Genomic DNA, 25,899 nt, shown 5'->3' with positions numbered 1-25,899 from the left:
CTGAAACTTTTAACAAATGTTATAAAAATTAACAAAAATCTGTTTACTGTAACATTTGTTATTTTATTTATCATTTGTTATGAACTTAGTTTATATGATGTGTCAACTTTGTGTCAAGATAAAATCGATAAATTTTTCAACATTTTTGAGTCTAAAGACTCAAAAAAACTACCTAATCGGCTTAGGTAGTTACTTTAATAGGGCATCTCCCGTTTGTTCATCTGTAATTAACACATGAATTAATCCACCTTCTAACGCTGCCCTGATTGCTTCAATTTTTTCTTCTCCTCCAGCGACACCTATCACAAGCGGGATCTCTTTCAACTTTTGAGGACTGATCCCCATCACCCGGTCGTTCCATGGATGCGGATACACATCTCCTTTATGATCAATAAAGTTATAACAAATGTCACCCGCCACACCTTTCGCTTGCAGGATATCTTCCTCACCGCTTGTCATGTACGATTTTACCATCGTTGAATGCTGCGGAACCCCGCCTATTCCGACGACTGCGATATTTGAGGATTCTCCTAATTCAATGACCTTTTTGATCGACGGCTGTCTAATGAGTACATCTTTCGCTTCTTTCGTATCAAGCATGACAGGCACATGTAAAAACTCACATTTCGATTTGAGTGCTTCTGAGCATCTTCCAATAATATAGTTGGCATGAATATCAACATCCTCGTTCCCGACACCTCCGACAAGAGGAACAAATGTCACAGATGGAAAATGTTGAACAGACGTAAGCGCTTTCGCCATTTCATGCAAGGTTGTCCCTGATGAAAAACCGATGACTTGTCCATCCTTCATGACTTTTAATAAAAAGCCCGCAGCCGCAGCTCCTATCCGACTTTTTGTTGTTTCTTGACTGAGAGATTCCACACACACGACTTCCCGCAGCCCGTATTTTCGCTCTATTTTTCTTTCTAACGAACCATATTGTTGATTCACTTCATCATGAATAATGATTTCCACGATTCCTGCTTCACGTGCTTTTGCCAAATATTTCGATATGAGCGAACGGCTAACCCCAACAGCTTCTGCAATTTTAGATTGAGTGGCGCCTTCTTCATAGTACATATGCGCAACCTTAATGAGCAGCCTTCTTTCATCATGGAATGTCATAATAACCCTTCTTTCCGCTTCTCTATTCCCTCACAAATGATATTTCAAATAACATTTGTTAAAAACAGATTAAATGAAAAAAATAACAGAGTCAATACTAGAGGTGGGTTCTCTAAAAAGAATGAAAAAAGCCGCACATCAGCGGCGGCTTTAAAAAATATTTTTATTCATTTGTTTGATTGCTGCTTTTTCAAGCCTTGATACTTGCGCTTGAGAAATGCCGATTTCTTCTGCCACTTCCATTTGTGTTTTGCCTTGGAAGAAGCGTTTACGAAGAATCATTTTTTCTCGATCATTCAATCTGCGCATTCCCTCTTTTAAGGCCAATTCTTCTACCCATTGTGTATCTTTGTTCCGTTCATCACTAATTTGATCCATCACATAAATCGGATCTCCTCCGTCATTATAAATCGGTTCAAACAAAGAAACAGGATCTTGAATGGCATCTAGGGCAAAAACAATTTCCTCATGAGGGACTTCTAACACTTTGGCAATGTCTTCTGCCGTTGGTTCCTTGCTTGTCTCACTAATCAGTCTCTCACGGACTTGAAGTGCCTTATAGGCAATATCTCTTAGTGAACGAGACACCCGGATGGGGTTGTTATCACGCAAGTATCGACGGATTTCTCCTATGATCATAGGGACCGCATAAGTTGAAAATCTGACATTGTGGCTTAAATCAAAATTATCAATTGATTTCATTAATCCGATACAGCCTACTTGGAAGAGATCATCAACATACTCGCCTCTGTTGTTAAAACGCTGAATCACACTTAAAACCAACCGCAAATTGCCATTGACTAGCTTTTCTCTTGCTGTATCGTCACCTTCATCTTGCAGCTGTCTGAATAATTTCCTCATCTCTTCGTTTTTCAGAACAGGCAGTTTGGAGGTGTCGACTCCGCAGATTTCCACTTTATTTCTGGACACTTTTTTCCCTCCCTACAGGAGCTGTTGTACAAAGTTCAGTATCTCCGTGGGATGGAAAAATATGCACGCTCTATGATGAGAAATATGTGAAAAAATGGTGATCCCTTTGATAGTACAGGGATAGAGCTTTCAAAAAATTTTTTTAGACCATTTTATTAAATTCTTTTTGCAATCGTTTAATAATTCTTTTTTCAAGCCTTGAAATATAGGACTGAGAAATACCAAGCATGTCGGCAACATCTTTTTGGGTTTTTTCTTCACCGCCAACTAAACCGAATCTCAGTTCCATAATTTGTTTTTCACGATCGTTTAATTGTTCTAGCGCTTTTTTCAGTAATTTTTTATCGACATTTGCTTCAATATCTCGGGTGATAATATCATCATCTGTCCCAAGTACATCTGATAAAAGCAGTTCATTACCGTCCCAGTCGATGTTAAGCGGCTCATCAAACGATACTTCTGAACGGATTTTATTATTTCGGCGTAAATACATTAAGATCTCATTTTCAATACATCTAGACGCATATGTGGCCAGTTTGATCTTTTTTTCTGGATTAAACGTATTTACTGCCTTTATGAGGCCTATCGTTCCGATACTAATCAAATCCTCAATGTTAATGCCTGTGTTTTCAAATTTTCTTGCGATATAAACGACCAATCGCAAGTTTCTTTCAATCAAAATGGCTCTTGCTGTTTGATCACCTTTTGGTAATTTAACGAGCAATTCTTGTTCTTCATCCTTTGATAACGGCGGAGGCAGTGCCTCACTTCCACCAATATAATAAATCTCATCACTCTTTAGCCCTAGCTTCATGAGGAGTTTATACCAGTAGTAAGTGAGTTTAAATTTTAATTTTTTCATCTTCTTCTCCCTTCTAAATGTCCAGTTGACTTCGTAAGATAAAAGACATCACAAAAAAAACTACGACACCCCTTGTATCATTTTTCCGTCTAACATCTCTGGATGAATGATGGATTGAAATTCCTGATCTGCTGATAATCCACTTAGACTCATCCCAACAAAACACTTCGCTGGCTGGATCATATGCGTTTTTGTATAAAGGACGACCGTATCTGGTTTAAAGCATAGTAGAAACCCGTGATCATGACCGACTGCGCGATACGGAACGAGTCTTAAACGATCAAGCAACGGAAAATGGTCATCGAGCTTTTGCATCACTTCAACAGGATGAAACTGTTTCATTTTTTCTATAAATGGCTCTCCGAAAATAGAGGTGAGCTGATCGAGCTGGACGATCATGACAGGTGTTTTCGTCAATGGATCATACAGCTGATTCCCAGAATCGACCAGTCCGTTTAAGCGGATCGTTTCTCCTTGAATGTGTATCTCCACAAGCACTTGTTCATCATGTTGTCTTTTTTTCTCACCAACCTCTCCCAATCGTTTCTTTGAAAACAGCCAAATGGCCGGAAAGCCAGTGAGAACAAAAAGCCAGCTAATGGGATCACCAAATCCATCATTTTGTGAAATAAGCAGTCCATCTTGAATGACTGTATTTGTCTGCAAAAACGAATGAACCCCGATCATGCCCCCTCCCATCAAAAATGTGACAAAGTAAAAAGCAAACAGGTTTTGAAAAAAGGAACGAAATCTTTGAAAGCCAAAGGTTCCAAGCACGATCAAGACAGAAAAAAGCAGTTTGCCTAAAGGGTGCGACACAATCATTGCAAATGGTGTAAAGAGCAAGAGAACAATGCTCGATCCAATGAGAGCTCCTAACATATATCGCCTTTTTTTCACTTGTCGTTTGAGAATAAATGCCGTGAGTAAGAGCAGCAATAGATCAAAACAAAAGTTTAACAGCCAAATGACATCTAAATAAATGACCACCTTCTGCTCCTTTCATCTGAAACAAAGAATCAAAAGCAGTACTTGCACTTGTTTGTACCAGTATAAAACAGTCATCGGATGGAAGTCTGTCAATTCTTGTAGGGGATGATAGAGAACTTTTGGTGGATTGTTATCGTTTTTGTCGACGTATGAGACGGAGAGAACATCAGAATGATTTGTTGGACAAACGTCTCCGCCTATCAATTGCACAAAAAAAGACACGCTCCGAAGAGTCGTGTCTATTTCGCTGTCATTCTTTCTCATTGATGGTGAGTGTTCCTTCTGCCTTCTGTCTTGTGACATTTCCATAATCATCTTTGACAATGACTTCAATCACTGCACCTTTTGCTTTTGCAATAGATGTCGCCGTCCAGTAGCCTTCATACGTTCCCGGTGCTACTTCACGAATCGGCAGTTCGCTTGTGTTTTGAAGTTTTGATCGAGCATTTGTCAGCGGCATATGAAGAACAAAGGTGGCATCTAGCTTTTCCCTGCTTTTAAATGAAATCTTAACAGATTCACCTGATGATAGATTCATATTCTCTTTTGGTGTCAATTCAGAAATGACAGGTGCGTCGTATTGTACATCGATGTCGACCTTTTTAGTCGTTTTGTTTCCCGCCGCATCTTTTGCTGTTACTTTGATTGTATTTTTCCCGTTATCCAGCAGCACCCTTGCAGAATATGCCCCATCCTTTACGGTCGCTTTTTTTCCATTGACTGTGACTTGATCTAGATGATCGTCTGCTACCTTTCCTTCCACCGTGAGTGATTCTCTATTAGATTTTTCGCCTTTTTTCGGTGTATCAATGGTCAATGTCGGTGCTGTTTGATCGATGATCACCTTGACTGGCTTGGAATGTTTTGTTGAGCCTTTATCCGTTACGGTCGCCGCCGTGAAGACATGCTCTCCACTTGGAACAGATACATTTTCTTTGAAAGTACCCGCCTCATCTGATTTGACTTTGGCCACCTCTTCATCATTTTGATAAATGGCCACATCAAGACCCGCAGAGGCCGTGCCTTCAATCGTCAATTCACTTTGATTTGTAATGGTTCCTGCCTTTGGAGAAGTGATTTCTGGTACATCTGCTTCATAGTTCACGAGCGCGCGAATCATATAATTCCCCTCTTCTTTCGGAGAAGGAGAAAAAGCACCGCTCGTCAGCTGCCAGCTTCTTTCAGCATTTGGGCCATCTTCATCTGTGGCAAGTCCCGGAGATTCGGTATTCTTTTTTGTTTGAATGTAAACAAGATAGAAATCACCATCTACTGTAATGGCTTGATCTTCTAAATCTACTTTTGTCCATTCACCATTTCGCAGTGCATTTGCTTTTAATGGTCCTGCGATTTTCTCACCTGGTGCGCCACCCTTCCCAGAAGCATCATATACTTCAACAGCAAATTCATCGCCTCCAGGAGCTGGCCATTCTGCTGTCCAAAACCGGAAAAGACCACCTGTGACCTGTGCTTGTTTCTTTCCTTTTTCTAATGAAAACTTTACAGCCCAGCCATTGCCAGGATCGTAGAAAGCCCGTGCATTTTCAGCGGTGCCATCATCGTAGCCAATCTCTCCCGGAAAACCGATAAAAGGCTCAAGCTTCACTGACTTTTCAAGCGGCTTTTCCGTCACATCCGCTGTAAACGTATAGCCTTTAAACCCCTTTGCAACAATTTTGACTGTATAGACACCGCTTAATGCCTCTACTGAGAATTCACCGGATTCATCTGTTTTCACCGGCTCAATTTTTGCGTCCTCCACAAGATAAACAGTTGCATTCTTCACTTTTTCACCAGTCGTTTCATTGACAACCGTGCCAGAGATCGTTCGTTTCTCTAGCGGCTGTAAGGAGAAATTCGCTTCTGCTGTTTCTTTTGATGCCACTTTGACTTTTTGGGACCGTGATTCAAAGCCATAAGCTTCCGCTTTCACTGTCCATTCTCCTGCTCCTTGCGACAGCTGATATTTCCCTGTCGCTTCATCGGTGGAAGTTGATTTTCCGCTTTCTAGAACACTGATTTGCGCCTTCATTGGAAGAGCTTGAATAGACGGAGCATCATGATTTTTTTGTTTTTGAATTTGTACATGTTTATTTTTCACTTTAGCAGGCTTTGCCTTTTTTGGGTCAACAGACTTCTTATCTTGACTTACGGACTTTTCTTTTTTGATTACACCAAGCTGGTTCTTGGCTTTTTGAGGCAATGCTTGATCTGTGATTTTCACATCATCTAAATAAAAGCCGTCTTTTGTGACACTGCCATCTGTTCTTATCTGAAACAGGACTCTCACTTTTTGACCTTTATAAGCAGATAAATCAACTTCGCCTGCTGTCCATGCATTTGTTTTCCCCGTATAAGCTGTCACTTGAATGGCGTCTTCATCCTCTGGCTGTACATAGACATGCACATAATCATAATTGGCTTCGAGATCATGCCAGTATTGATATTGCAGATAGGAAGAACCTGCATCTGGTACAGCAATGAGCGGCATAGACAAATTGGCGTCGGTTTGATTTTCATAATGACTGTCTAAATGGGTGGCATAGACATGTTCCCCGCTAAATGCTTGTTTCGGACCTGTGGACGGTTTTCCCCACTGCCACGGATCTTTTGTTCCACCACTGAACCATCCACTTGGCCATGCTTCAAAATTTTGTGAGTAGCCCGTGGTGATGGATGTTTTGATTGGCAGCGTATAAGGGTCTGATGCCGCTTCATTTTCTCCAAAATCTTTCACCATCCATCGGTACGTGACGTTTTCCCCCTCAAGTTCAGGAAGCTGCACCGTATAGGTTCCTTTTAGATGATTTCCATCCATGCGGTTGGCTTGCAGCGTCTCCCATTCACCTTGATCTACTCGGTAAGTCAAAGAAACATTTGTCACTGCTACCCCATCTTCTGCAGTGATGGTTAATGGGGTTGGTGTTGCAGCAAAAATTTCGTTCGGTCCTTTATGTGAGAAAACAGGCGGTTCTGTATCTTCTCCCTCTTTTGTGACCTGACCTTCAATCGTACCGATTCCATCGGTTAAAGCAGTAATCGCCTCTTTTGCATCAACTAACCCTGCCCCATAGCCGTTGTTAGGGGATTCAGGAAATTGCTGATCTGTCAGTGGTTTCGCTGTCTCGATGAGAATTTGCTGAATTTCATCAACAGAAAGGTCTGATTGGACTTGGCGAAGAAGAAGAGCAACAGCTGAGACATGCGGACCTGCCATCGATGTGCCATTCCACCCATCTTCATACCCTTTTCCCGGGATCGAAGAACGAATGTTTACACCCGGAGCAGCAATATCTGGTTTCATTACGCCATATGGAGAAGGTCCTTGAAGGGAGAAAGACCCTAATTTATTGTCCTGATCTGTTGCGCCTGTAGCAAAGGCTTCTTGATAGTTAGCGGGATTTGCGATCGAACCCTCGCCGCCTGGATTGAATAAATCCGTATTACCGGCTGAAAATTCTGGAAAAATGTCTGCTGATCTCCAAGCATTTACCACATCTTTATACCAATCATCAAGACCTGGCCCACCGCCCCACGAATTATTCACAACATCAGGTGCCTTTTCTGGGTGAGGATTTCCGTTTTGATCTTTCGGTGCTAAAATCCACTCACCGGCATCTAACAGATCAGCATCTGTACCGCCATCTTCTGAAAAAGCTTTCACTGCAATCCATTCTGCTCCCGGTGCGACCCCAATTTGATTCTTTCCATCTGGCTCAGAACCAACCATTGTGCCTGTCACATGGGTCCCATGCTCCAAGTCATCATAAGGGGCTTCAGATCCTGTCGTGGCATCATACCAATTCAGTTCATGAGATGGTTCGTTCGGACGAGCAGGGTCAAACCCGCGGTATTTTTCTTTTAGCGCAGGATGATCCCATTCGACACCTGTATCAATACTTGCCACAACGGTTCCAGTCCCGTCATAGCCTAAATCCCACGCTTCTGGTGCATGCACTTGAGCAATATTCCATTCAACTCCATCTACTGCTTTGATTTGTTTGTTTGGCTTAGCATGCTTCAAATCAACAGGACGATGAAGTTGACGTGTTTCATTCGGTAGCACTTGAGCTACTTCTGGAAAAGAAGCAACCTTTTCCATCACTTCTTGTGTTGCCGTAACAGCTAGACCATTCACAATATAGTAGGAATGAATATCTTTCACTTGCTTATTCTTTTTTTCCTTTTGTAAATACGCTAGGAGCGCTTGCTGCGTTTCATCAGATGTTGCTCTCAGCTCAGATACAACGGCTGATCTTTTTGTGTACTGCGTTTTAGCCGCGGTTAATTTTTGTTTTTTTGCTTTTGATACAGCTTCTTTTGCTACTTTTTGTACATTCGTTTGTTCCTTCATTTTGACTAAGAAGGTCACCTTATCTTCCTTTTGAAACTGCTTCTTTAATCTCGAAGAAATCTTGGCTTTTGTTGTCTTAGAGGAAACGGCTTCCTCCTGATATGAGGTAGAAGTCGATTTTGCTTGAACCATCCCAAAGCTTGTCATCGTTAAAGTACCAATCACCAAAAGACTCATGAAACGATAGACGGCGGTTTTGCGAAACTTCACTTTCAATAAAATCCCTCCTCCTCAAATGATCGAACAGTGTGTCCCCTGACCCCTCCCCTCTTTTTGATCATGACAAGATTCATGGTGTTCTCATTAATGTAGTCAAATAAAGTTCAACACTTTGTCGTTTTTTGTAAAAGGAATTAAAAATGATTCTTTTGACTTAAAAGACTCAAGCCAAAACACATACGATAGATCCAAATAACACAGAGAAAACAAGACTTTTATATCAAACAGACTCAGGATCTTTTCACCAAGACATAAAAAAACCCCTTCCAAAGGAAGGGGGTGAATCATGCTTGCTTATCGTTTGTTGCGGTTACGTAAGAACGTTGGGATATCCAATGTATCATCACTTGACTGTGTATTTTGTCTTGGTTGTGATGATGTTTGCTGATGTTCCTCACGTTTTACTTCACGCTTTTGTGGAATGGATTGATTTTGCTTTAATCCTTGTCCTAATGGATTTCTTTGAGGTTTTGTCACTTCCGGCTCTTGCTCAATAAAACCGGTTGCGATGACTGTGACCACAATTTCATCCTTCAAGTTATCATTAATGACAGATCCAAAGATCATGTTGACATCTTCATCAGAGGCTGATGCAACAATATCCGCTGCTTCTTGTACCTCATAAAGACTAAGGTTCGTACCACCAGTAATATTCATGATAACACCTTGTGCTCCATCAATCGCTGTTTCAAGAAGTGGTGAAGAAATGGCTTTTTTCGCTGCTTCAGCAGCACGGTTTTCGCCTGTTGCGACACCAATTCCCATAAGAGCTGAACCTTTGTTAGACATGATCGTTTTCACGTCAGCAAAGTCAAGGTTAATTAAACCTGGTGTTGCAATGAGATCTGAGATCCCTTGAACACCTTGTCTTAACACGTTATCTGCTGCACGGAATGCTTCAAGCATTGGCGTGTTTTTATCGACAATTTCAAGCAGGCGATCGTTTGGAATCACGATTAACGTATCAACTGCTTCTTTCATAGAAGCAATCCCTTCAACTGCTTGAAGCTGACGCTTTCTTCCTTCAAATGTGAAAGGACGAGTCACAACTCCAACTGTCAAGGCTCCAGAATCTTTTGCGATTTTCGCAATGACAGGTGCAGCACCCGTACCAGTTCCACCGCCCATACCGGCTGTGACAAAGACCATGTCAGCGCCTTTTAGGACTTCTTCAATTTGTTCTTTACTTTCTTCAGCAGCTTTTTTACCGACTTCAGGATTCGCACCTGCTCCAAGCCCTCTTGTCAGCTTAGCACCGATTTGCATTTTTGTTTCTGCTTTTGATAAGTTTAACGCCTGTGCATCTGTATTCACTGCAATAAAATCGACACCCTGTACGTCATTTTCAATCATTCGGTTGACAGCGTTATTTCCGCCGCCACCTACACCGATTACTTTAATTGATGCTAGGCCGTCTATATTTGTTTCAAACTCCAACATGCTGAATCCTCCTAATCCGTCGAAAATCTAGTTCTATTCCCAGAACATATTAAATAGTTTTTTCATTTTGCCCGGTTTTTTATTTGTCTCTTGTTGCGCTTTTTGTTTCACTTTCGGTCTTGGCTGAGCTTCTTTTACTTGTGGTGTAGAAGAAACCGGCTCCATGGACGCGCCTACTTCATGAAATGCTTCATCCGGCATTTGGAATCCAACCTGTCTGCCCTGAATCTTTGCATTGCGATAAGCAAAATGGATCAGGCCCACTCCTGTCATATATTGAGGTTCCCTGACCCCAATATAATTAGGACTTGCGATTCTTACATTGTTTTGTAAGACCGTTTGTGCCAGAGAAAGGATACCTGGTATAGCTGCCTGTCCACCTGTTAAAACGAATCCGCCAGGCAAATCATGGACACCCATATTGCGTAATTCCTCTGCCACAAAAAGCAGAATCTCTTCCAACCGTGCTTCAATGATATTGGCTGCTTCAAGTTGTGTATACGTCTGTTTTTGGTCCGTACCGATGACGGAAACTTCAAATGTCTCCTCAGACGATGCCTCATCATAGAATGCATGCCCAAATTGCTTTTTGATTCGTTCAGCTTCTTCAGTGGAAGTTCTAAGTCCTATAGACAAATCTTTTGTAATGTTCTCTCCGCCCAATGGGATACTGTGAGTAGAATAGAGATGCCCGTTTTCAAATACGGATATCGTAGTAGAGCCGCCGCCAATATCGACAAGAGCTACCCCTAGATTTTTTTCATCTTTCGATAACGCTGCTGATCCCGATGCGAGTGGCTGCAGACAGATATCCATAATTTCAATACCAGCCCGCTCTACACATCGGAGCCAGTTATGTAGAATCGTTTTAGAACCTGTGATTAACGATCCATCCACTTCTAGCCGTACACCTAGCATTTTTTTCGGATCTGTGATCTCATCTCTTCCGTCGACGATAAATTGTCTCGGAATGACGTCTACTACGAGATGTTCTTGCGGAATAGATACTACCTGTGCAGCATCCAAGACACGTCTCACATCTTCAGCATGTATTTCTTTATTTTCACTAGACACTGCGACCACGCCGCTTGTATTCTGAATATGAATGTGGTTTCCGTTAATTCCGACTATCGCCTTTTGTAAAGGAAAACCTACCATTCTCTCAGCCTGTTCAAATGCTTGTCTAATAGAATGAACTGTTTCATCTATATCAACAATCGATCCTTTTTTTAATCCCTCTGAAGGGACATTTCCAACACCTATAATGTTAAGCGAATCATCCGCCATTTCTCCGACGATGACTTTTATATTGGATGTACCGATGTCAAGGCTGACGTAAATTTCATTGTTGTTCATTCTATGGCACCTCCTCACATATCAATACTTTCTATTCTATTATTTGCTGAACAACAATACAATGAATGTGTTTTTACAAGTGTGTAACAAAACTTAAAAAATCAACATTTTTTATTAGGATTACTGAAAATATTCGTTACATCATATGTATATCCTTTTTTATGACTCACTTTTTTTCTTTTTTTCTCTAGAAATTGTCCATTTTGTTAGTAGAATTCTTCGAATAACGGCGATATTTTGAAACAATCTAACACCGAATGCAAACATTCCGACTAAATACAAGTCTACACCAAGATGGACGCCCAGAAAAGCTAAACTTATTGCGAGTATAATATTAAAGAAGAAACCTGATACAAACACTAGTTCATCGTATGCCCCTTGCAGATGTGCTCTGATTCCACCAATCAATGTATCAAGCGCAGCAAGTACAGCGAGGGAAAGATAGTTAGAATACTCATTCGGTATCGTAAAATTCGTTAAGAAACCGATCGCAACTCCTATGATTAAACCAAGTACAGGAAGCCACATTAAGATTTTCCCTCCTTTACATCGTCAAGAGGCTTCAATTCATTTAATTGAATTGTACCGTCAAATGCTTTTAAATGAATTTTTTTCTTCGGCGGGCTAATACTCAAACTGAAATTTTCCTGAGCAAACAAATCACCAATATCTGATACATTTAAACGGCTGTATAATTTATCTGCCTGCTCGCTGACCATCTTAATAGTGACTGTATCACCATCTATGCTGTAACCATCCATTTTCGTCGTACCATTAATATCTCGAATAACACTGGTGTTAATTACCCGGTGTTCATTAATGGAAATATGTTTTGCCCCAAACATATTGGCTTCGTTGATTAATTTTTTCAAAAGATCAGGTGGTATATTTTTGACTTCTTCTCCGGTAAGTTCCTTAGAAAAAAGCTGAGTAATTTCTATTTCAACTCCTTCACCCGTTACCTCTGTAAAACCAGCCTTTTCTTTCAAATCCTTCAACGTTTTTGTTAATTGTGCTTCTTTTGATTGATCTTCTTGGTTGCCATACTTTTTTAGCATTTCATCATATTTATCAATTTCTTTCAATAAATCCAGTTCCTTACTTTTAGATGCGGATAAATCCTCTCTTAATTCCCAAACGTCTCGAGTATCGCGAACTTTAGGTTTTTGTAAAGAGTTAAACTGGATGGAGACCATGATGCCAAATATGACCATCAGGACTGTCAAACTAAGTAATGGCTTCTTTTTCCTCAACACCACTCACCTTTTCACATTTAATCTTTGTTTCTTAGAAGAGGATTCATACGAATATCCTTCTTTTCAATCGTCATGGAAATATGATCACTTGTCAGCTGATCAACCACCCCGCCTGCAATGTTTAATGCAGGAATTAAAACAGCTGGATCTCCAATAGCAGAAATGACAAATGGTGCTGGATGTTGAACACCATCAACCGTGACGACTGGACCGTTACAATGTATGTATGATTGGTGTGTGATTCTTTGTCCGTTTATAGCTACAGCAGATGCCCCTGATATAAATAGTTCGTTTATCACATGGAAAATATGGCTCTCATGCACAATGTAATTATTGACATTTTGTCCACTCGGGATATAAGATGCATCTTCAAGAGATACTTTTACCCCTTTCCCTTTTACACCTATTTCTCCTGTAAACATTCTGTATTTCTCAACATCTTCCAAAACATTAAAATACTGCTCTTTTTCATTTTTCAAACTAAACTCTTTTGCTTGAACCTTTGATTGAAGACGATAAAGTTCTTTTTCAAGTTTTTGATTCGCCTTTTCTTGCTTTGTCAGCTGACTTTTCAAAGAATATTCTTTTTTCCATTGTTCTGTTCGATTGACATCTGCTTGATGCTGCTTAGTATATTGGTATGAAAAAGAAATCAGAAATCCAAGAACAAGCATTACAATTGAGAATATGACGGTTTTGCCTCTCAACGTTCATCTTCCTTTTTCTTAGATTTAAAAGCTTCAAAATACGTAGCTACTTCCATATGAATCGTCCCTTTCTCAGAGGACGAAAGTTCTTTGACAATGGCAGGATACGTTGTCATTTTATCTGCAAATGTTTTAATTGATGCAATAACAGTGTTTCCATCATTCATATAAAATTTAACGAGCCACTGATTGGAGCTAGTCGGTACGTAATATACTTCTGAGATAAGTTCCTGAATAGAAGCCGGCAATTGATTTAGAGCTCTCACTGTTTGCTTCAATTTCTCTTTATTGTCCCAATCGACAAAAATAGGTCCTGCGTGACTTGGCGTTACTTCATCTTGCAAAGCTGTACCATTTTCAAGAAGCTCATAATAAAAATGCCCCTTTTGCAGATACGCAATATTTGCATACTCTTTGATAGCAATACTGACCTTATTAGGGAAATGTTTTTTGATACTGACACTTTTAATCAATTTATTTTGCTTTATATGGTCTGCTATCATATCTTTATTTAAATTCCAAAACTCTGTCTCGCCTTCTTTAATTTGCGAAAGTTTAACGAGCTGTTTTGTTGGTACATGTTCATTACCGGTAATAGTTAAAGAAGAAATTTTACTGATTGGTGTTTGCAAATAGACAATAATTAAAACCATGATAAAAAACAGCAAAATAAAAGAGATTAATCTCCGATTCGCTTTCTGCTTCCTTTGTTCTTTAATTTTAGGGATTCGCTCTTCTATATTGACGATCTTTTCATTTTCATGATCAGGCCGCATATATACTCTTCACCTCATTCAAAGCTGCTTGTCCGCACCTTTGGATCATTCTTTATCTCATATTGATTAGAAAACAAACGGCATGAAAAAATGCCGTTTGTTTTCCTGTGATGCCACCATTCATAAGTAGCAGCCTTTAATTTGCTTCGCCAATAATTTCTACTTCTGTATGCATCTCTACATTGTATTCATCTTTGATTTTCTTTTGAATGTACTGAATTAAGTCCAGCACATCTTGAGCCTTCGCTCCACCAGCGTTGACAATAAAGTTTCCGTGCATATCAGAAATTCTAGCCCCGCCAATCTGGTATCCTTTTAAATTCGCCTTTTCTACAAGCTGTCCTGCATATTCAGGTAATGGATTTCGAAAAATACTGCCGGCGCATGGTTTATTATACGGTTGTGTTTCCTTGCGATAATCTTTATTTTGCTGCATTTTCTTTGTGATTTTTTCACGTTCGTCCTGTTTAAGCTTGAACACTGCTTCGAGAACAATCCCAGGACGTTCCTTTTGCAGCACAGAAGTTCGATAGCTAAAGTTCATTTGCTCATTAGTTAACCACTCGATCGTTCCATCTTCAAATAAGACTCTCGCTTTCACAAGAATCTTGCTGATGTCAGATCCATGTGCCCCTGCGTTCATATAAACAGCGCCACCAATAGAACCTGGGATACCAGCTGCGAATTCCAATCCTGACAGCCCCTGCTTACTAAGAGACGTCGCAAGTCTTACAACTGAATAGCCTCCGCCAACTGTAATTTCTTCATCATTGACAGTTAAGTGATCAAGCCCAGCGCCAAGCTTTAGAACGACCCCGCGAATTCCTTTATCAAGTACAAGTAAATTGGAGCCTCTCCCAATGACCGTCCATTGAGTATCATGTTTTTTCACCTGATCCATAATTGTTTTGACAGCATCGACATCTTTAGGGATGACTAATAGATCGGCCGGTCCGCCTATTTTCATTGTCGTATGATTTGCAAGCGGTTCATTTTCAAGTACTTTACCAACTTGCGCTTCTAATAATTCATTCTTCAAGTTCTCCATATTACCCTCCGCCTTACCTCATATCATTCATCATGAAGTCGTAATTTCTTTTAACACATTATATAAACGTGTGGCCGCATCTGGTACTCCGAGTTCTTTTGTTAAACGACTCATTTGATGTAGTTTCTCGTCATTACCAGCAATTTCATCAATTGCATGAAGCAAGCGATCTCCAGTAAGCTCTGATTCTCTTAAAACGATCGCAGCATCATGTTTTTCAAGTGATCTTGCATTAATTTCCTGATGATTTGCAGTCACGTATGGACTTGGAATGAAGATGGTCGGAATTCCAAGTGCCGTCACTTCAGCAATCGTTGTGGCTCCCGCTCTTGCAACAATGACATCAATTGATTTTAAATACTCCGGCATTTGATGCAAGAAAGGCTTTGTGATCATATTCGGTGCTTCACCTTTTTCTTTTAATTCGTTCAGCACTTTTTCATAATGAACCTCACCTGTAATATATAATAGCTGATAGTTCTTTGCCTTTAATTCATCTTGCATGTCAATCACTGCTTGATTGATTGGAGCTGCACCTCTGCTCCCGCCAAAAATGAGAACCGTTTTTTTCTTCTCATCCAGCCCGAACTCTTTAAGAGATTTCCCCTCTTTAATAGAGACGACTTCAGAGGCTCTTGGGTTTCCCGTAAAAACAACCTTTTCTGAAGGAAAGTGTTCCTTTGCTTCTTCAAAACAGATGGCTACTTTATTCACATATCGCGCCAGAAACTTATTTGTGATGCCTGGCAGGCTATTTTGTTCATGAATGATGGTCGGAATTTTCAGCTTAGACGCAGCATAAACAACAGGACCACACACATAACCACCTGTGCCAATAACAGCATCCGGCTTAAATTCTTTTAAATAAGATTTGCTTTTTTGGACGCCCTTTAGAAACCTCATCACTGTTTTTACATTATCAAAGGAAAGCTTTCTTTTAAAACCTGAAATTTCAATTGATTTAAAAGGGATATTTTCTCTTTCTACAATTTTCTTTTCAAGCCCATTCTCAGTGCCAATATATAAAAATTCCACATCAGGATGCAGTCTTTTCACTTCTTTAATAAAAGCTAGGGCCGGATAAATATGTCCACCTGTTCCGCCTCCACTAATAACTATACGCATTATACCATTTCCCCTCATTTTTTTTCTGCTCTGAACAAAGTATAAACCCTGTTTTAAACAACAGGGCTCCGTCAAAACCTGTAAAGAAGAGTCAATCATCATGTTTTCGAAACAGAAACTGCCATTTTCACTCTTCAAATCATTTTTTCATACTTTTGCAAAATAAAAGTCTATATGGTTTCATGAACTAGCAGCACATTAATATCTAGCATACCTGCTTACATTCAAAAGTACGCCAATTGCCATCAGCATTAATGTCAGTGATGAACCGCCATAACTTAAGAATGGGAGTGTGATGCCCGTCACAGGGATGAGACCAGTGACAACTGCGATATTAATCATTACTTGTATGGCAACCATTGAGATGATGCCCACTGCCAAGAAACTTCCATATAAATCTGGTGCCCCAAGCGCTATTCTAATGCCTCTCCACAATAGAACACTAAAGAGCAGCAAAATGAGTGATCCACCTATAAATCCAAGTTCTTCAGACAATATAGCAAAGATAAAGTCTGTTTGAGGCTCAGGCAAATAGAAGAATTTTTGTCTACTCTGACCTAGCCCCATTCCAAACAGACCGCCTGGACCGACAGCGTATAAGGATTGAATAATTTGAAAGCCGCTGCCAAGTGGATCCTCCCAAGGATTTAAATAAGATGTAATTCGTTTTATTCGATAGGGTGCTGATAAGACAAGTGCGGCAAACCCGCTAAGCCCTAAAAGACCGAGAAAGATAAAGTGACCGATTCTCGCACCTGAAACAAATATCATAATAATACAGGTTCCAACCATAACCGTTCCTGTACCTAAGTCCGGCTGCAGCATAATGATGGCAAATGCAGAAAACACAATGCCTAGTGCTGGGGCGAAACCTTTACGAAAGGATGTGATATTCTTTTGCTTTTCAGATAAGAATTTTGCAAGAAACGCAATCATCGCAAGCTTCATAAATTCAGAGGGCTGAATACTAAACGCACCGACACCGATCCAGCTTCTTGAACCATTTCTCTCCATACCGATTCCAGGAATCAAGACAAGCACGAGGAGGAGAAAACACACTGCAATCAGTATCTTTGACCAAGTCCGCCACGTCCAATAATCGACCCGCATAATGAAAAACATTGCGATAACTCCGATTCCGGCAAACAAAAGCTGTCTTTTTGCAAAATAAAACGAATCATCAAATTTATACGATGCCCACACAGCACTTGCGCTGTACACCATAATTAAACCAATCGTCAATAAAAGTAACGTAATGACAACAAGCAAAAAATCCGGAGAAGTTTTCTTATTCGTCAAGAGACCGACACCCCAAGCATAATTTCATTTGGGCTGTCAGTCATATGAGAGACAAGCCCTTATTTAAGCATATGCACGGCGTTTACAAACATGTCTCCACGTTCTTCAAATGTTTTATGCTGATCCCAGCTTGCACAAGCCGGAGACAATAAAATCACGTCTTCTTCTTCAGATATGCTAAACGCCGCAGGTACTGCTTGTTCAACATTATCGACATGTTTTACGTGATGTATTCCCAGCTCTTCACCAAGCTTCACAAACTTAGGCGCAGTCTCACCAAATGTAATCATTCCTTTTACATTCTTCATAAAAGGTTTTAATTCATCAAATTCATTGCCACGATCAAGTCCACCTGCTAGTAAAATGGTCGGCTGTTTGAAGGCAGACAAAGCTTTACTTGTTGCCAGTATATTGGTCGCTTTACTGTCATTGTAAAATTTTCTGTTTTGAATCGTCTCCACAAATTGCAAACGATGCTTCACCCCACTAAATGTAGTGAGAACTTGAACAATCGCTTCGTTTGAGCAGCCTGCATTTTTTACAACACAAATAGCTGCTAAAATATTTTCTTGGTTATGCTCACCAGGTAGGACAACATCCTTGAGGTCAATGACATGTTCATTCATATAGTAGATGGCACCATTTTTAATAAACGCTCCATGTTCTACCGGCTCTTTAACTGAGAAAAACACTTTTTGCGCTTTTGAATCTTCTGCTAGTTTGACAACAGATGGATCATCTAGGTTAACCACAGCTATGTCATCTTCTTGTTGATGTGCATACACTTTCTGTTTTGCTTTTTCGTATTCTTCACGCGTGTGATGATAGTCTAAATGTGCGTCAAAAATATTTAATATTAAGCTGATTTTAGGTCTGAACTCAACGGTTCCCATTAACTGAAATGAAGAGAGCTCAGTTACGATCCATTCATCGCCCGCTGCACGCGCAGCAACTTCACTTGCGACCGTTCCGATATTACCTGCTACCAATGTTTTTTGGCTGTCTTTTTTCAACATTTCATAAATCAAAGTGGTCGTTGTCGTTTTTCCATTTGATCCGGTAATCCCAATAAAAGGAGATGAGGTCAAATGATACGCCAATTCTATTTCAGTCCAAACTGGAATTTTTCGGCGAAGTGCCTCTTGAACCATCACATTCTCATAAGGAATTCCAGGGTTCTTAATTAAAATCGTAATTTCTTTATCGTCGAACATACGAAGAGGATGGCTGCCACAAATGACATCAATCCCCTTTTCAGAAAGTAACTGAGCAGGCTCGTTTTCTTCAAAAGCTTTTTGGTCATTGACCGTTACGTTTATTCCGTGCTCGTGAAGGATTGAGGCTGCCGCATATCCGCTTTTTGCAAGGCCTAGTACTAGTACATGTTCGTCTTTTAACATTTGCATCCTATTCAATTATAACCACACCTCGATGTAAATTCCTAAAACAGCAAGCAATAAACCAGCTGTCCAGAAGGTGACAACTACTCTCCACTCAGACCAGCCAACTAACTCATAATGGTGGTGAAGCGGGCTCATCTTAAAGATTCTTTTTCCAGTTGTTTTAAAGGAGATAACTTGAAGGATAACGGATAACGTTTCAACAACAAATACTCCTCCAATAATGACGAGTAAAATCTCAAGTTTTGTTAAAATGGCAATGGCCACAATGGCACCACCTAAAGCAAGCGATCCTGTATCACCCATAAATACTTTTGCAGGATGCGCATTAAAGACAAGGAAACCAAGGACAGCGCCTGCTACTGCTACCGAAAAGATAGCCACATCATACTGGGATTGATTCCAAGCCAGTATAGCAAAAGCTCCGAATGCAATAGCAGCTGTTCCAGATAATAAACCGTCAAGTCCATCCGTAAGGTTTACCGCATTAGAACCACCGACAAGCATGAAAATGACGAGGATAAAGTATGCCCATCCTAAGTCAAAGCTGACATCTGTTCCTGGAATGCGAATAGTCGTTGCAAACTCATAATAATGGAAGACTGCATAGAAAATGACAGCAATCACAATTTGCCCGATCAGTTTTTGTTTCGATGTTAAGCCAAGATTTCGCTTCATCGCTACTTTAATATAATCATCTAAAAATCCTAATAATCCGTAGCCAAGGGTGACAAATAACAATAAAAACATTTCTGGACTAATCTCAGAGAATTTGTTAATCATCACGATCGTTGTAATTGTAATAGAAAAGATAATCATAATTCCACCCATTGTTGGGGTACCAGATTTCTTTTGGTGAGACTGAGGTCCTTCTTCTCTAATACTTTGACCAAATTTAAGTCTTCTTAAAAACGGAATAAAAATCGGGGATAAAAGAACACTGATTAAAAATCCCATTATGATTGTAAACAATATCACCTGTTCAAGCATTGTTCTTTACTCCTTCCGAATTTCCAAAGCCGTTTTCCATTAGAAAATAGCATTCATTATTATGATATTCATTCGTGTCTTTCGTATGTTGTTTTTGTACAAAATGCTTCATTTCATTACACTCTTTTCATCATTTTTAAGATTTGTTTAGATCTAAAATAGCGTCCGCTGCCACTTTGGCATCATCAAAGTCATAGACTTGATCACCAACGATTTGGTATGTCTCATGGCCTTTTCCAGCTATTAAGACTGTATCACCCTTTTTTGCATTGGCAATGGCAAAAAAGATGGCCTGTTTCCGGTTCACGAAGCTATGATAATAGGCTTTTGGCACGCCATTTTCCATGTCTTTCAAAATAGCTGAGGGATCTTCACTTCTTGGATTATCTGAAGTAAAAACAGGCTCATCTGCATATTTCACAGCGATTTGGGCCATTTGTGGGCGCTTGGTTTTATCACGGTCGCCGCCGCAGCCAACTACACAGAAAATTCGACCTTCTGTTAATTCTCTACACGTAGTCAGTACATTTTCTAAACTGTCAGGTGTGTGCGCATAATCAACGATGACTGGGAAGTCTTGATCACAATTCACAAGTTCAAATCTTCCTTTGACTCCCTCAAGCTCTTCAATGGCACTGACGATCGTTTCAAACGATAAGCCTGATACGATTCCTACTGATACAGCTGCTAGAACGTTATACACATTGAACTTCCCAATAAGGGCAACCGTCACATTTTTTGTGCCGATTGGGGTGATCAAATCAAATTGTGTTCCCTTTGGTTTGATTTGGATGTTCTTTGCCATTACATCTGATTCTTGCTCTAATCCATACGTCATAATTTCAGCAGCTGTGACTTTTTCAAAATAACTAGACGCTTCATCATCTGCATTTAAAATGGCATGCTTCGGCTTATCATGCTGAAAGGCACTTCCAAGCTGGGAAAAGAGCAAGCTTTTTGCATGTTTATATTCTTCCATTGTGTTGTGGTAGTCCAGGTGATCTTGGGTGAGATTTGTAAAGACGGCAATATCATAATCACATCCATGAACACGCCCAAGATGCAAAGCATGTGACGATACTTCCATAATAGCTGTATTTACGTCTTGATCAAGCATCTGTTTAAAGGTCTTCTGAAGGGTGACACTCTCAGGTGTTGTGTTTTTCACTTCGAGAATTTCATCGTTTACCTTCATATACATCGTACCGATTAAGCCTGTTTTTTTATCGGCTTTTCTCATCATTTGCTCGATCATGTGTGTTGTGGATGTTTTCCCGTTCGTTCCTGTAATACCAATTAGATTGAGTTTATGAGTTGGCTGTTCGTAAAAAGCATCTGCCATTCTTGCAAGTGCTCTTTGAGAATGTTTTACAATAATGACTGGTACATCTGTTATGTGAAGTGGGTGTTCAGCTACGATCGCTGCAGCCCCGCTTTTCACTGCTTTTTCAGCGTAATCATGTCCATCTACTGTATAGCCTTTTATACAGACAAAAAGACTCCCTTTTTTCACTTCTCTTGAATCCATTTCAATGGAAGTAATCTCCGGATTTTCGTTTATCAGTTCATTGTTTTCACTTTTAAAGTATGTAAGGAGTTCTTGTAATTTCATTTCATATCAAACCTCTCAAATTCGTTCACGTGCATGTCTTGTGAAAAAAACACACAGTCTATATTTTATCGTAAAAAAAAGGATACATCCAGCGTATTCCTTAAGTTTCTCTTGGAAAAAACACACTTTATGCTCTTTTTTTTAAACGACCCTTCTCTTTCAACAAAAAGAGGCAGCCGAATGAGTGCGGCTACCCTCTGTTCATCCTTTATTATTCATCATTTAAGTATAATCGGATCGTGGAACCTTCTTTGACCTTTGTGCCGGCAGCAGGCGATTGTTTCACCACTTTACTGCCAGTTCCTGAAGCATCAATCTTTAAATTAATCAGGAGTGATTCAAGGTCAGAAACAGATCCTCCTACAAGATTCGGTACCTCAATGGTTTTTGTGTCCAGCCATTGGTACTTCTTTTCAATTTGCCCTTTTCTTTTTTTCACGCCTATTTCAGGCAAACTGTCTCGCATAATATGGCCTACAATAGGTGCTGCTACTGTTCCACCAAATTGAATCGTGCCTTTTGGGTTATCTACTGCTACATATACAACAATGCTTGGATCATCCGCAGGCGCAAAACCGATAAATGACACAATGTGGTTATTTTCCATGTACTTTCCGTCTTTTACTTTCTGTGCTGTTCCTGTTTTTCCGCCCACCCGATATCCTTCAACGAATGCATTCCGGCCAGTTCCTTGAGCGACTACACTTTCAAGGGCATATCTGATTTCTTTAGACGTCTCCGCTGAAATGACTTTCTTCTTAGCAATTGGTGATTGTTTTTTAACTACCTCTTTTGTTATTGGATCGATCCATTCTTTTGCAATATAAGGGGTGTAAAGCGTTCCTCCATTTACTGCAGCTGCCACTGCAGCCACTTGTTGAATCGGCGTAACAGATACACCTTGACCAAAGGCTGTTGTTGCCTGTTCTACAGGACCAACACGGTCAAGCGGGAACAAAATTCCTCGACCTTCTCCTTGAAGGTCGATTCCTGTCTTTTGACCAAAGCCGAAGTTTTTAATATAAGAAAATAATTTATCTTTCCCAAGACGGTCACCTAGCTCGACGAATCCTGGGTTACAAGAGTTTTGTACCACTTCTAGAAACGACTGTGATCCATGTCCTCCCTTTTTCCAGCATCTGAGCCTTGCGCCATCCACTGTCACTGATCCGCTGTCAAAAAATTGATCACGTTTTAAATTCACTTTATTTTCTTCCAGGGCAGCTGCCAGTGTAATGATTTTAAACGTCGATCCTGGCTCATATGTGCTCCACACCGGTAAGTTTCGATTAAATACTTTTGGATCAACTGATTGATAGTCAGCCGGATCAAAGTCAGGTCTGCTCGACATTCCCAGCACCTCACCATTTTTCGGATTCATGGCAATGGCAATCATGCCATCCGGGTTATATTTTGCCTGAGCATTGTCTAATTCTCGTTCGATGATCGTTTGCACTTTTGAATCAACTGTTAATTTCATATCAAGCCCATCTTTAGGCGGTGTATAATCATCTGCTTCATCTGGCATTTTCTGCCCTTTTGCATCAGAATAAAATTTCACAGAGCCTTTTTCACCTTTTAGGTCGTCATCATAGTACGCTTCTAGCCCAAGTAAGCCTTGATTATCAATTCCAGCAAAACCTAACACATGAGATAAGAAACTTCCAAAAGGGTAATGTCTGATGCTGTCCTCTGCTACATAGACCCCATCTAAATCAAGCTCCCTTACTTCTTTTGCTTTTTCATGAGATACTTTTCTCCCCTCTGGGGAAATTCGTTCTATAGACGTTTTCTTGGTGACATGCTTGTACGCTTTCTCCTCAGACATATTCAGCACTGCTGCTAATTTTTTGCTTGTTTCTGCTGGGTCTTTCACCTGCCGCGGCACGACTAAAATAGAGGGAGCACTTTTATTCGTCGCAAGCTCCACCCCATTTCGGTCCAAAATATCTCCTCGTTCTGGTTCAAAAGGAAGGTTACGGCTCCACGAATCTTTCGCTAAACTTGTCAGCTTCTCGCCCATAATAAACTGCACATATCCTAATCTAGTATCTATGATGAAAAAAATGATCACCCCAAACAGCAGCACGAAAAGCAATCGTTTTCTTACTGTTACACTTGACACTCGCACGCCCGGTTCACTCCTTACATATGGCTTGTTTTCATCATATGCAGGCTCGTCTTTTTATAGAACGATCTCGTCCTTCGCTCAAGCAAAAGAAAAAACCTAGCAATTGATTTGCTAGGTTTTCAAGTTAATTTGGACTTTTGAAGGTCACTGTGACCACTTTATCTGAAATCTCTGCTCCACTTTTGACGCTTTGTTTGACAGCATACCCTTGTCCGTTTGTTTCAATATGCACACCGGAAATAGACGCATATTGAAGAACTTCTCTTCTGGACCAGCCTGTCATATCAGGCATTTTAATGGTTTTCCCTGCTGTTTTCAAAAAGACTTTCTGGCTTTCAGAGAATTCAGAGCCCGCACTTGGCCATTGGCGTTTAATGGATAGACCGTCACCAATGACAACAGGTGTTAACTTTTTGTTTTTTGCTTCTGTTTCTGCCTGTTTCACTTCTAAATCTAGGAATGACGGCATTGTTTCTTGTTTTATTTTCTGTTTGCCAGATTTTTTATTGTCTGTTTTTGTTGGTGCGATATTTAAATAGAGCAAACTATTTTTCATCACAGGGTTAAAGATTTCCGAAACAGGGGCAGAGCCTGTTTGTGTTTCAGATAACTGAGGCTGTTGGACAGCCACATAAACGAGCAGCTTCGGATCATCTTTTGGTGCCATTCCCATAAATGAAAAGACGTAATCGTTTCTTCCTTGAAGATAGCCGCCAGCACCGCCAATTTGTCCTGTACCCGTTTTCCCAGCGACATCAAAACCTTTGATTTGATAAGGCTGGCCTGTACCAATTTTTGAGGAAACGACCTCGCCTAAAATGTCACGGACTTGCTTCGCTGTATCAGAAGAAATTGGTTTTCCTGCTACTGTTGGTTCGTGCTGTAAAATTGTTTTGTTTGTGTTCGGGTCTGTAATATGATCGATTACATATGGCTTCATCATCGTTCCACCATTTGCAATGGCTGTCGCCGCTTCAATTTGCTGAATTGGCGTAATCGCGGACGCCTGACCATAAGCAGTCGACGCTTTGTCATATTCGTATCTGAAATTAATTTTACTAGACGCTTCGTTCGGCAAGTCTATGCCTGTTTTGTCATAGAAATGGAATTTTTGCAAGTATTGTTCGTAGCGTGTGAAGCCTAGCTTTTCTTTTGCCAGTTTCGCAAAAGCTACGTTTGAAGAACGAAGAACACCTTCATGAAAATCAATTTTCCCCCAGCCATTTCCGTTGTTATGGTCTCTTACAAGACCGCCGCCTACTTTATAAGTACCAGACTGATACTTGTCACTGCCTTGGTACACTCCTTCTTGGATAGCAGCAGCGAGTGTAAAGATTTTCATCGTTGAACCTGGTTCAAATGCGTAAGAAATGACATCGTTGTTATAATTCGTAATGTCCAGTTCATTTAAATTAAAGCTTGGCCGCTGTCCCATTGCAAGAACTTTTCCAGTTTTCGGATCAACGACTGTCGCAATGATTTTCTTCGGCTTATATTTTTTAGCGACCTGCGTCATACTTTCTTCAAGAAATGCCTGAATTTTTTGATCGATGGTCAATGTGACGTTTTTCCCGTCTTTCGGGGCAACGATGTCTTCTTTACTATTCGGAAGTGCCCATCCACTTCTGTCGCTGTTATACGTTACATAACCATCTTTTTCTTTTAAATATTTATTCAGAGCCTTTTCTAGACCCATTGCGCCTGACATGTCCTTAGTTGCTTCATCTAATCTAGCATAGCCGATTAAGTTCGAAGCAAACATGCCGTTTGGATAATACCTCTTTGTATCTTTTTCAAAGGCGATCCCAGGAAGTTTTAGCTTTTCAATTTTTTCCTTTGTTGAAAAACTAATATCCTTTCCGGCTTTACCAAACTCGACTTGGAACGCATCCTTTGTATTCAGTCGCTTTAAAATTTCACTCTCACTCATATCAATGACTTTCGATAACTCTTTTGCTGTCTTTTCTTTGTCAACGACATGCATCGGATGCTTTGGATCGACCGTCATTTTCTTGCTCATGATTGCAATCAGCTTATACACAGATGTATCTTCCGCAATCACATTTCCATTTCTGTCTAAAATGGACCCTCTTTTGGCTTCAAGTGTTTTTTTCGATTGATATTGTTCATTGGCTTTTGCAGCTAACACTTGTCCATCAACGGTTCCCGTAATCTGAATATAAATAAAACGTGCAAGGATGATAAAGAAAAACAGGGCGAAGCAAATACTCGCAATTGCCGCGCCTCTGTTCATCATTTTATTCTTTTTAGGCATC

Annotated in this window: 19 protein-coding genes; all 19 read right to left on the bottom strand. The window is 40.3% G+C overall.

Going from position 1 to position 25,899, the window contains the following annotated elements; all coding sequences use genetic code 11:
* Window positions 1-189: 189 nt before the first annotated feature.
* Window positions 190-1,128: a sugar-binding domain-containing protein gene (locus NST57_RS08060; protein ID WP_142154987.1), complete on the bottom strand. Its 939-nt coding sequence runs from the start codon at window positions 1,126-1,128 to the stop codon at window positions 190-192.
* Between the two features lie 150 nt (window positions 1,129-1,278).
* On the bottom strand, window positions 1,279-2,058 hold the full coding sequence (sigG, locus tag NST57_RS08055) for an RNA polymerase sporulation sigma factor SigG (protein ID WP_034317964.1): 780 nt from the start codon (window positions 2,056-2,058) through the stop codon (window positions 1,279-1,281).
* A gap of 142 nt (window positions 2,059-2,200) precedes the next feature.
* A complete protein-coding gene (gene sigE, locus NST57_RS08050) occupies window positions 2,201-2,920 on the bottom strand; it encodes an RNA polymerase sporulation sigma factor SigE (RefSeq protein ID WP_007499746.1) in 720 nt (239 codons plus the stop codon).
* 60 nt (window positions 2,921-2,980) lie between these two features.
* Complete coding sequence (gene spoIIGA / locus NST57_RS08045) at window positions 2,981-3,910, bottom strand: sigma-E processing peptidase SpoIIGA (protein ID WP_341298364.1); 930 nt, start codon at window positions 3,908-3,910, stop codon at window positions 2,981-2,983.
* A gap of 250 nt (window positions 3,911-4,160) precedes the next feature.
* Window positions 4,161-8,480: a S8 family serine peptidase gene (locus NST57_RS08040; protein WP_445818783.1), complete on the bottom strand. Its 4,320-nt coding sequence runs from the start codon at window positions 8,478-8,480 to the stop codon at window positions 4,161-4,163.
* Between the two features lie 297 nt (window positions 8,481-8,777).
* Window positions 8,778-9,923: a cell division protein FtsZ gene (ftsZ, locus tag NST57_RS08035; protein ID WP_007499752.1), complete on the bottom strand. Its 1,146-nt coding sequence runs from the start codon at window positions 9,921-9,923 to the stop codon at window positions 8,778-8,780.
* Between the two features lie 33 nt (window positions 9,924-9,956).
* Window positions 9,957-11,279: a cell division protein FtsA gene (gene ftsA / locus NST57_RS08030; RefSeq protein WP_007499754.1), complete on the bottom strand. Its 1,323-nt coding sequence runs from the start codon at window positions 11,277-11,279 to the stop codon at window positions 9,957-9,959.
* 159 nt (window positions 11,280-11,438) lie between these two features.
* A complete protein-coding gene (locus NST57_RS08025; protein WP_003210988.1) occupies window positions 11,439-11,807 on the bottom strand; it encodes a small basic family protein in 369 nt (122 codons plus the stop codon).
* On the bottom strand, window positions 11,807-12,532 hold the full coding sequence (locus tag NST57_RS08020; RefSeq protein WP_142154983.1) for a DUF881 domain-containing protein: 726 nt from the start codon (window positions 12,530-12,532) through the stop codon (window positions 11,807-11,809). The genes NST57_RS08025 and NST57_RS08020 overlap by 1 nt, the downstream gene beginning before the upstream one ends.
* 20 nt (window positions 12,533-12,552) lie before the next feature.
* Entirely contained in the window at window positions 12,553-13,242 is a 690-nt protein-coding gene (locus tag NST57_RS08015) for a DUF881 domain-containing protein (protein ID WP_341298363.1), read from the bottom strand.
* On the bottom strand, window positions 13,239-14,018 hold the full coding sequence (locus NST57_RS08010) for an FtsQ-type POTRA domain-containing protein (RefSeq protein ID WP_142154982.1): 780 nt from the start codon (window positions 14,016-14,018) through the stop codon (window positions 13,239-13,241). The genes NST57_RS08015 and NST57_RS08010 overlap by 4 nt, the downstream gene beginning before the upstream one ends.
* Before the next feature lie 136 nt (window positions 14,019-14,154).
* Entirely contained in the window at window positions 14,155-15,066 is a 912-nt protein-coding gene (murB, locus tag NST57_RS08005; RefSeq protein WP_142154981.1) for a UDP-N-acetylmuramate dehydrogenase, read from the bottom strand.
* Between the two features lie 30 nt (window positions 15,067-15,096).
* The gene (gene murG / locus NST57_RS08000) at window positions 15,097-16,191 is read right to left on the bottom strand and encodes an undecaprenyldiphospho-muramoylpentapeptide beta-N-acetylglucosaminyltransferase (RefSeq protein WP_142154980.1); all 1,095 of its coding nucleotides are present in this window, start codon (window positions 16,189-16,191) and stop codon (window positions 15,097-15,099) included.
* Between the two features lie 198 nt (window positions 16,192-16,389).
* On the bottom strand, window positions 16,390-17,490 hold the full coding sequence (spoVE, locus tag NST57_RS07995) for a stage V sporulation protein E (RefSeq protein ID WP_142154979.1): 1,101 nt from the start codon (window positions 17,488-17,490) through the stop codon (window positions 16,390-16,392).
* A 59-nt stretch (window positions 17,491-17,549) separates the two neighbouring features.
* On the bottom strand, window positions 17,550-18,896 hold the full coding sequence (gene murD / locus NST57_RS07990; RefSeq protein ID WP_445818816.1) for a UDP-N-acetylmuramoyl-L-alanine--D-glutamate ligase: 1,347 nt from the start codon (window positions 18,894-18,896) through the stop codon (window positions 17,550-17,552).
* A 9-nt stretch (window positions 18,897-18,905) separates the two neighbouring features.
* Complete coding sequence (gene mraY / locus NST57_RS07985; protein ID WP_142154977.1) at window positions 18,906-19,880, bottom strand: phospho-N-acetylmuramoyl-pentapeptide-transferase; 975 nt, start codon at window positions 19,878-19,880, stop codon at window positions 18,906-18,908.
* Window positions 19,881-20,016: 136 nt separating this feature from the next.
* Window positions 20,017-21,492, bottom strand: a complete 1,476-nt coding sequence (locus NST57_RS07980; RefSeq protein ID WP_142154976.1) for a UDP-N-acetylmuramoyl-L-alanyl-D-glutamate--2,6-diaminopimelate ligase — start codon at window positions 21,490-21,492, stop codon at window positions 20,017-20,019.
* Window positions 21,493-21,703: 211 nt separating this feature from the next.
* Window positions 21,704-23,623 carry a stage V sporulation protein D gene (locus NST57_RS07975; protein WP_142154975.1) on the bottom strand — a complete coding sequence of 640 codons (1,920 nt, stop codon included), beginning with the start codon at window positions 23,621-23,623 and terminating at the stop codon, window positions 21,704-21,706.
* A gap of 124 nt (window positions 23,624-23,747) precedes the next feature.
* Window positions 23,748-25,898: a penicillin-binding protein gene (locus tag NST57_RS07970; RefSeq protein ID WP_341299204.1), complete on the bottom strand. Its 2,151-nt coding sequence runs from the start codon at window positions 25,896-25,898 to the stop codon at window positions 23,748-23,750.
* Between the last annotated feature and the right edge of the window lies 1 nt (window position 25,899).

Source organism: Bacillus sp. FSL M8-0077 (genome assembly GCF_038050255.1).
GTDB classification, from domain to species: domain Bacteria; phylum Bacillota; class Bacilli; order Bacillales; family Bacillaceae; genus Bacillus; species Bacillus altitudinis.
Note: the sequence above shows the minus strand (reverse complement) of the source record. Positions and strands in the feature narration are given on the sequence as shown.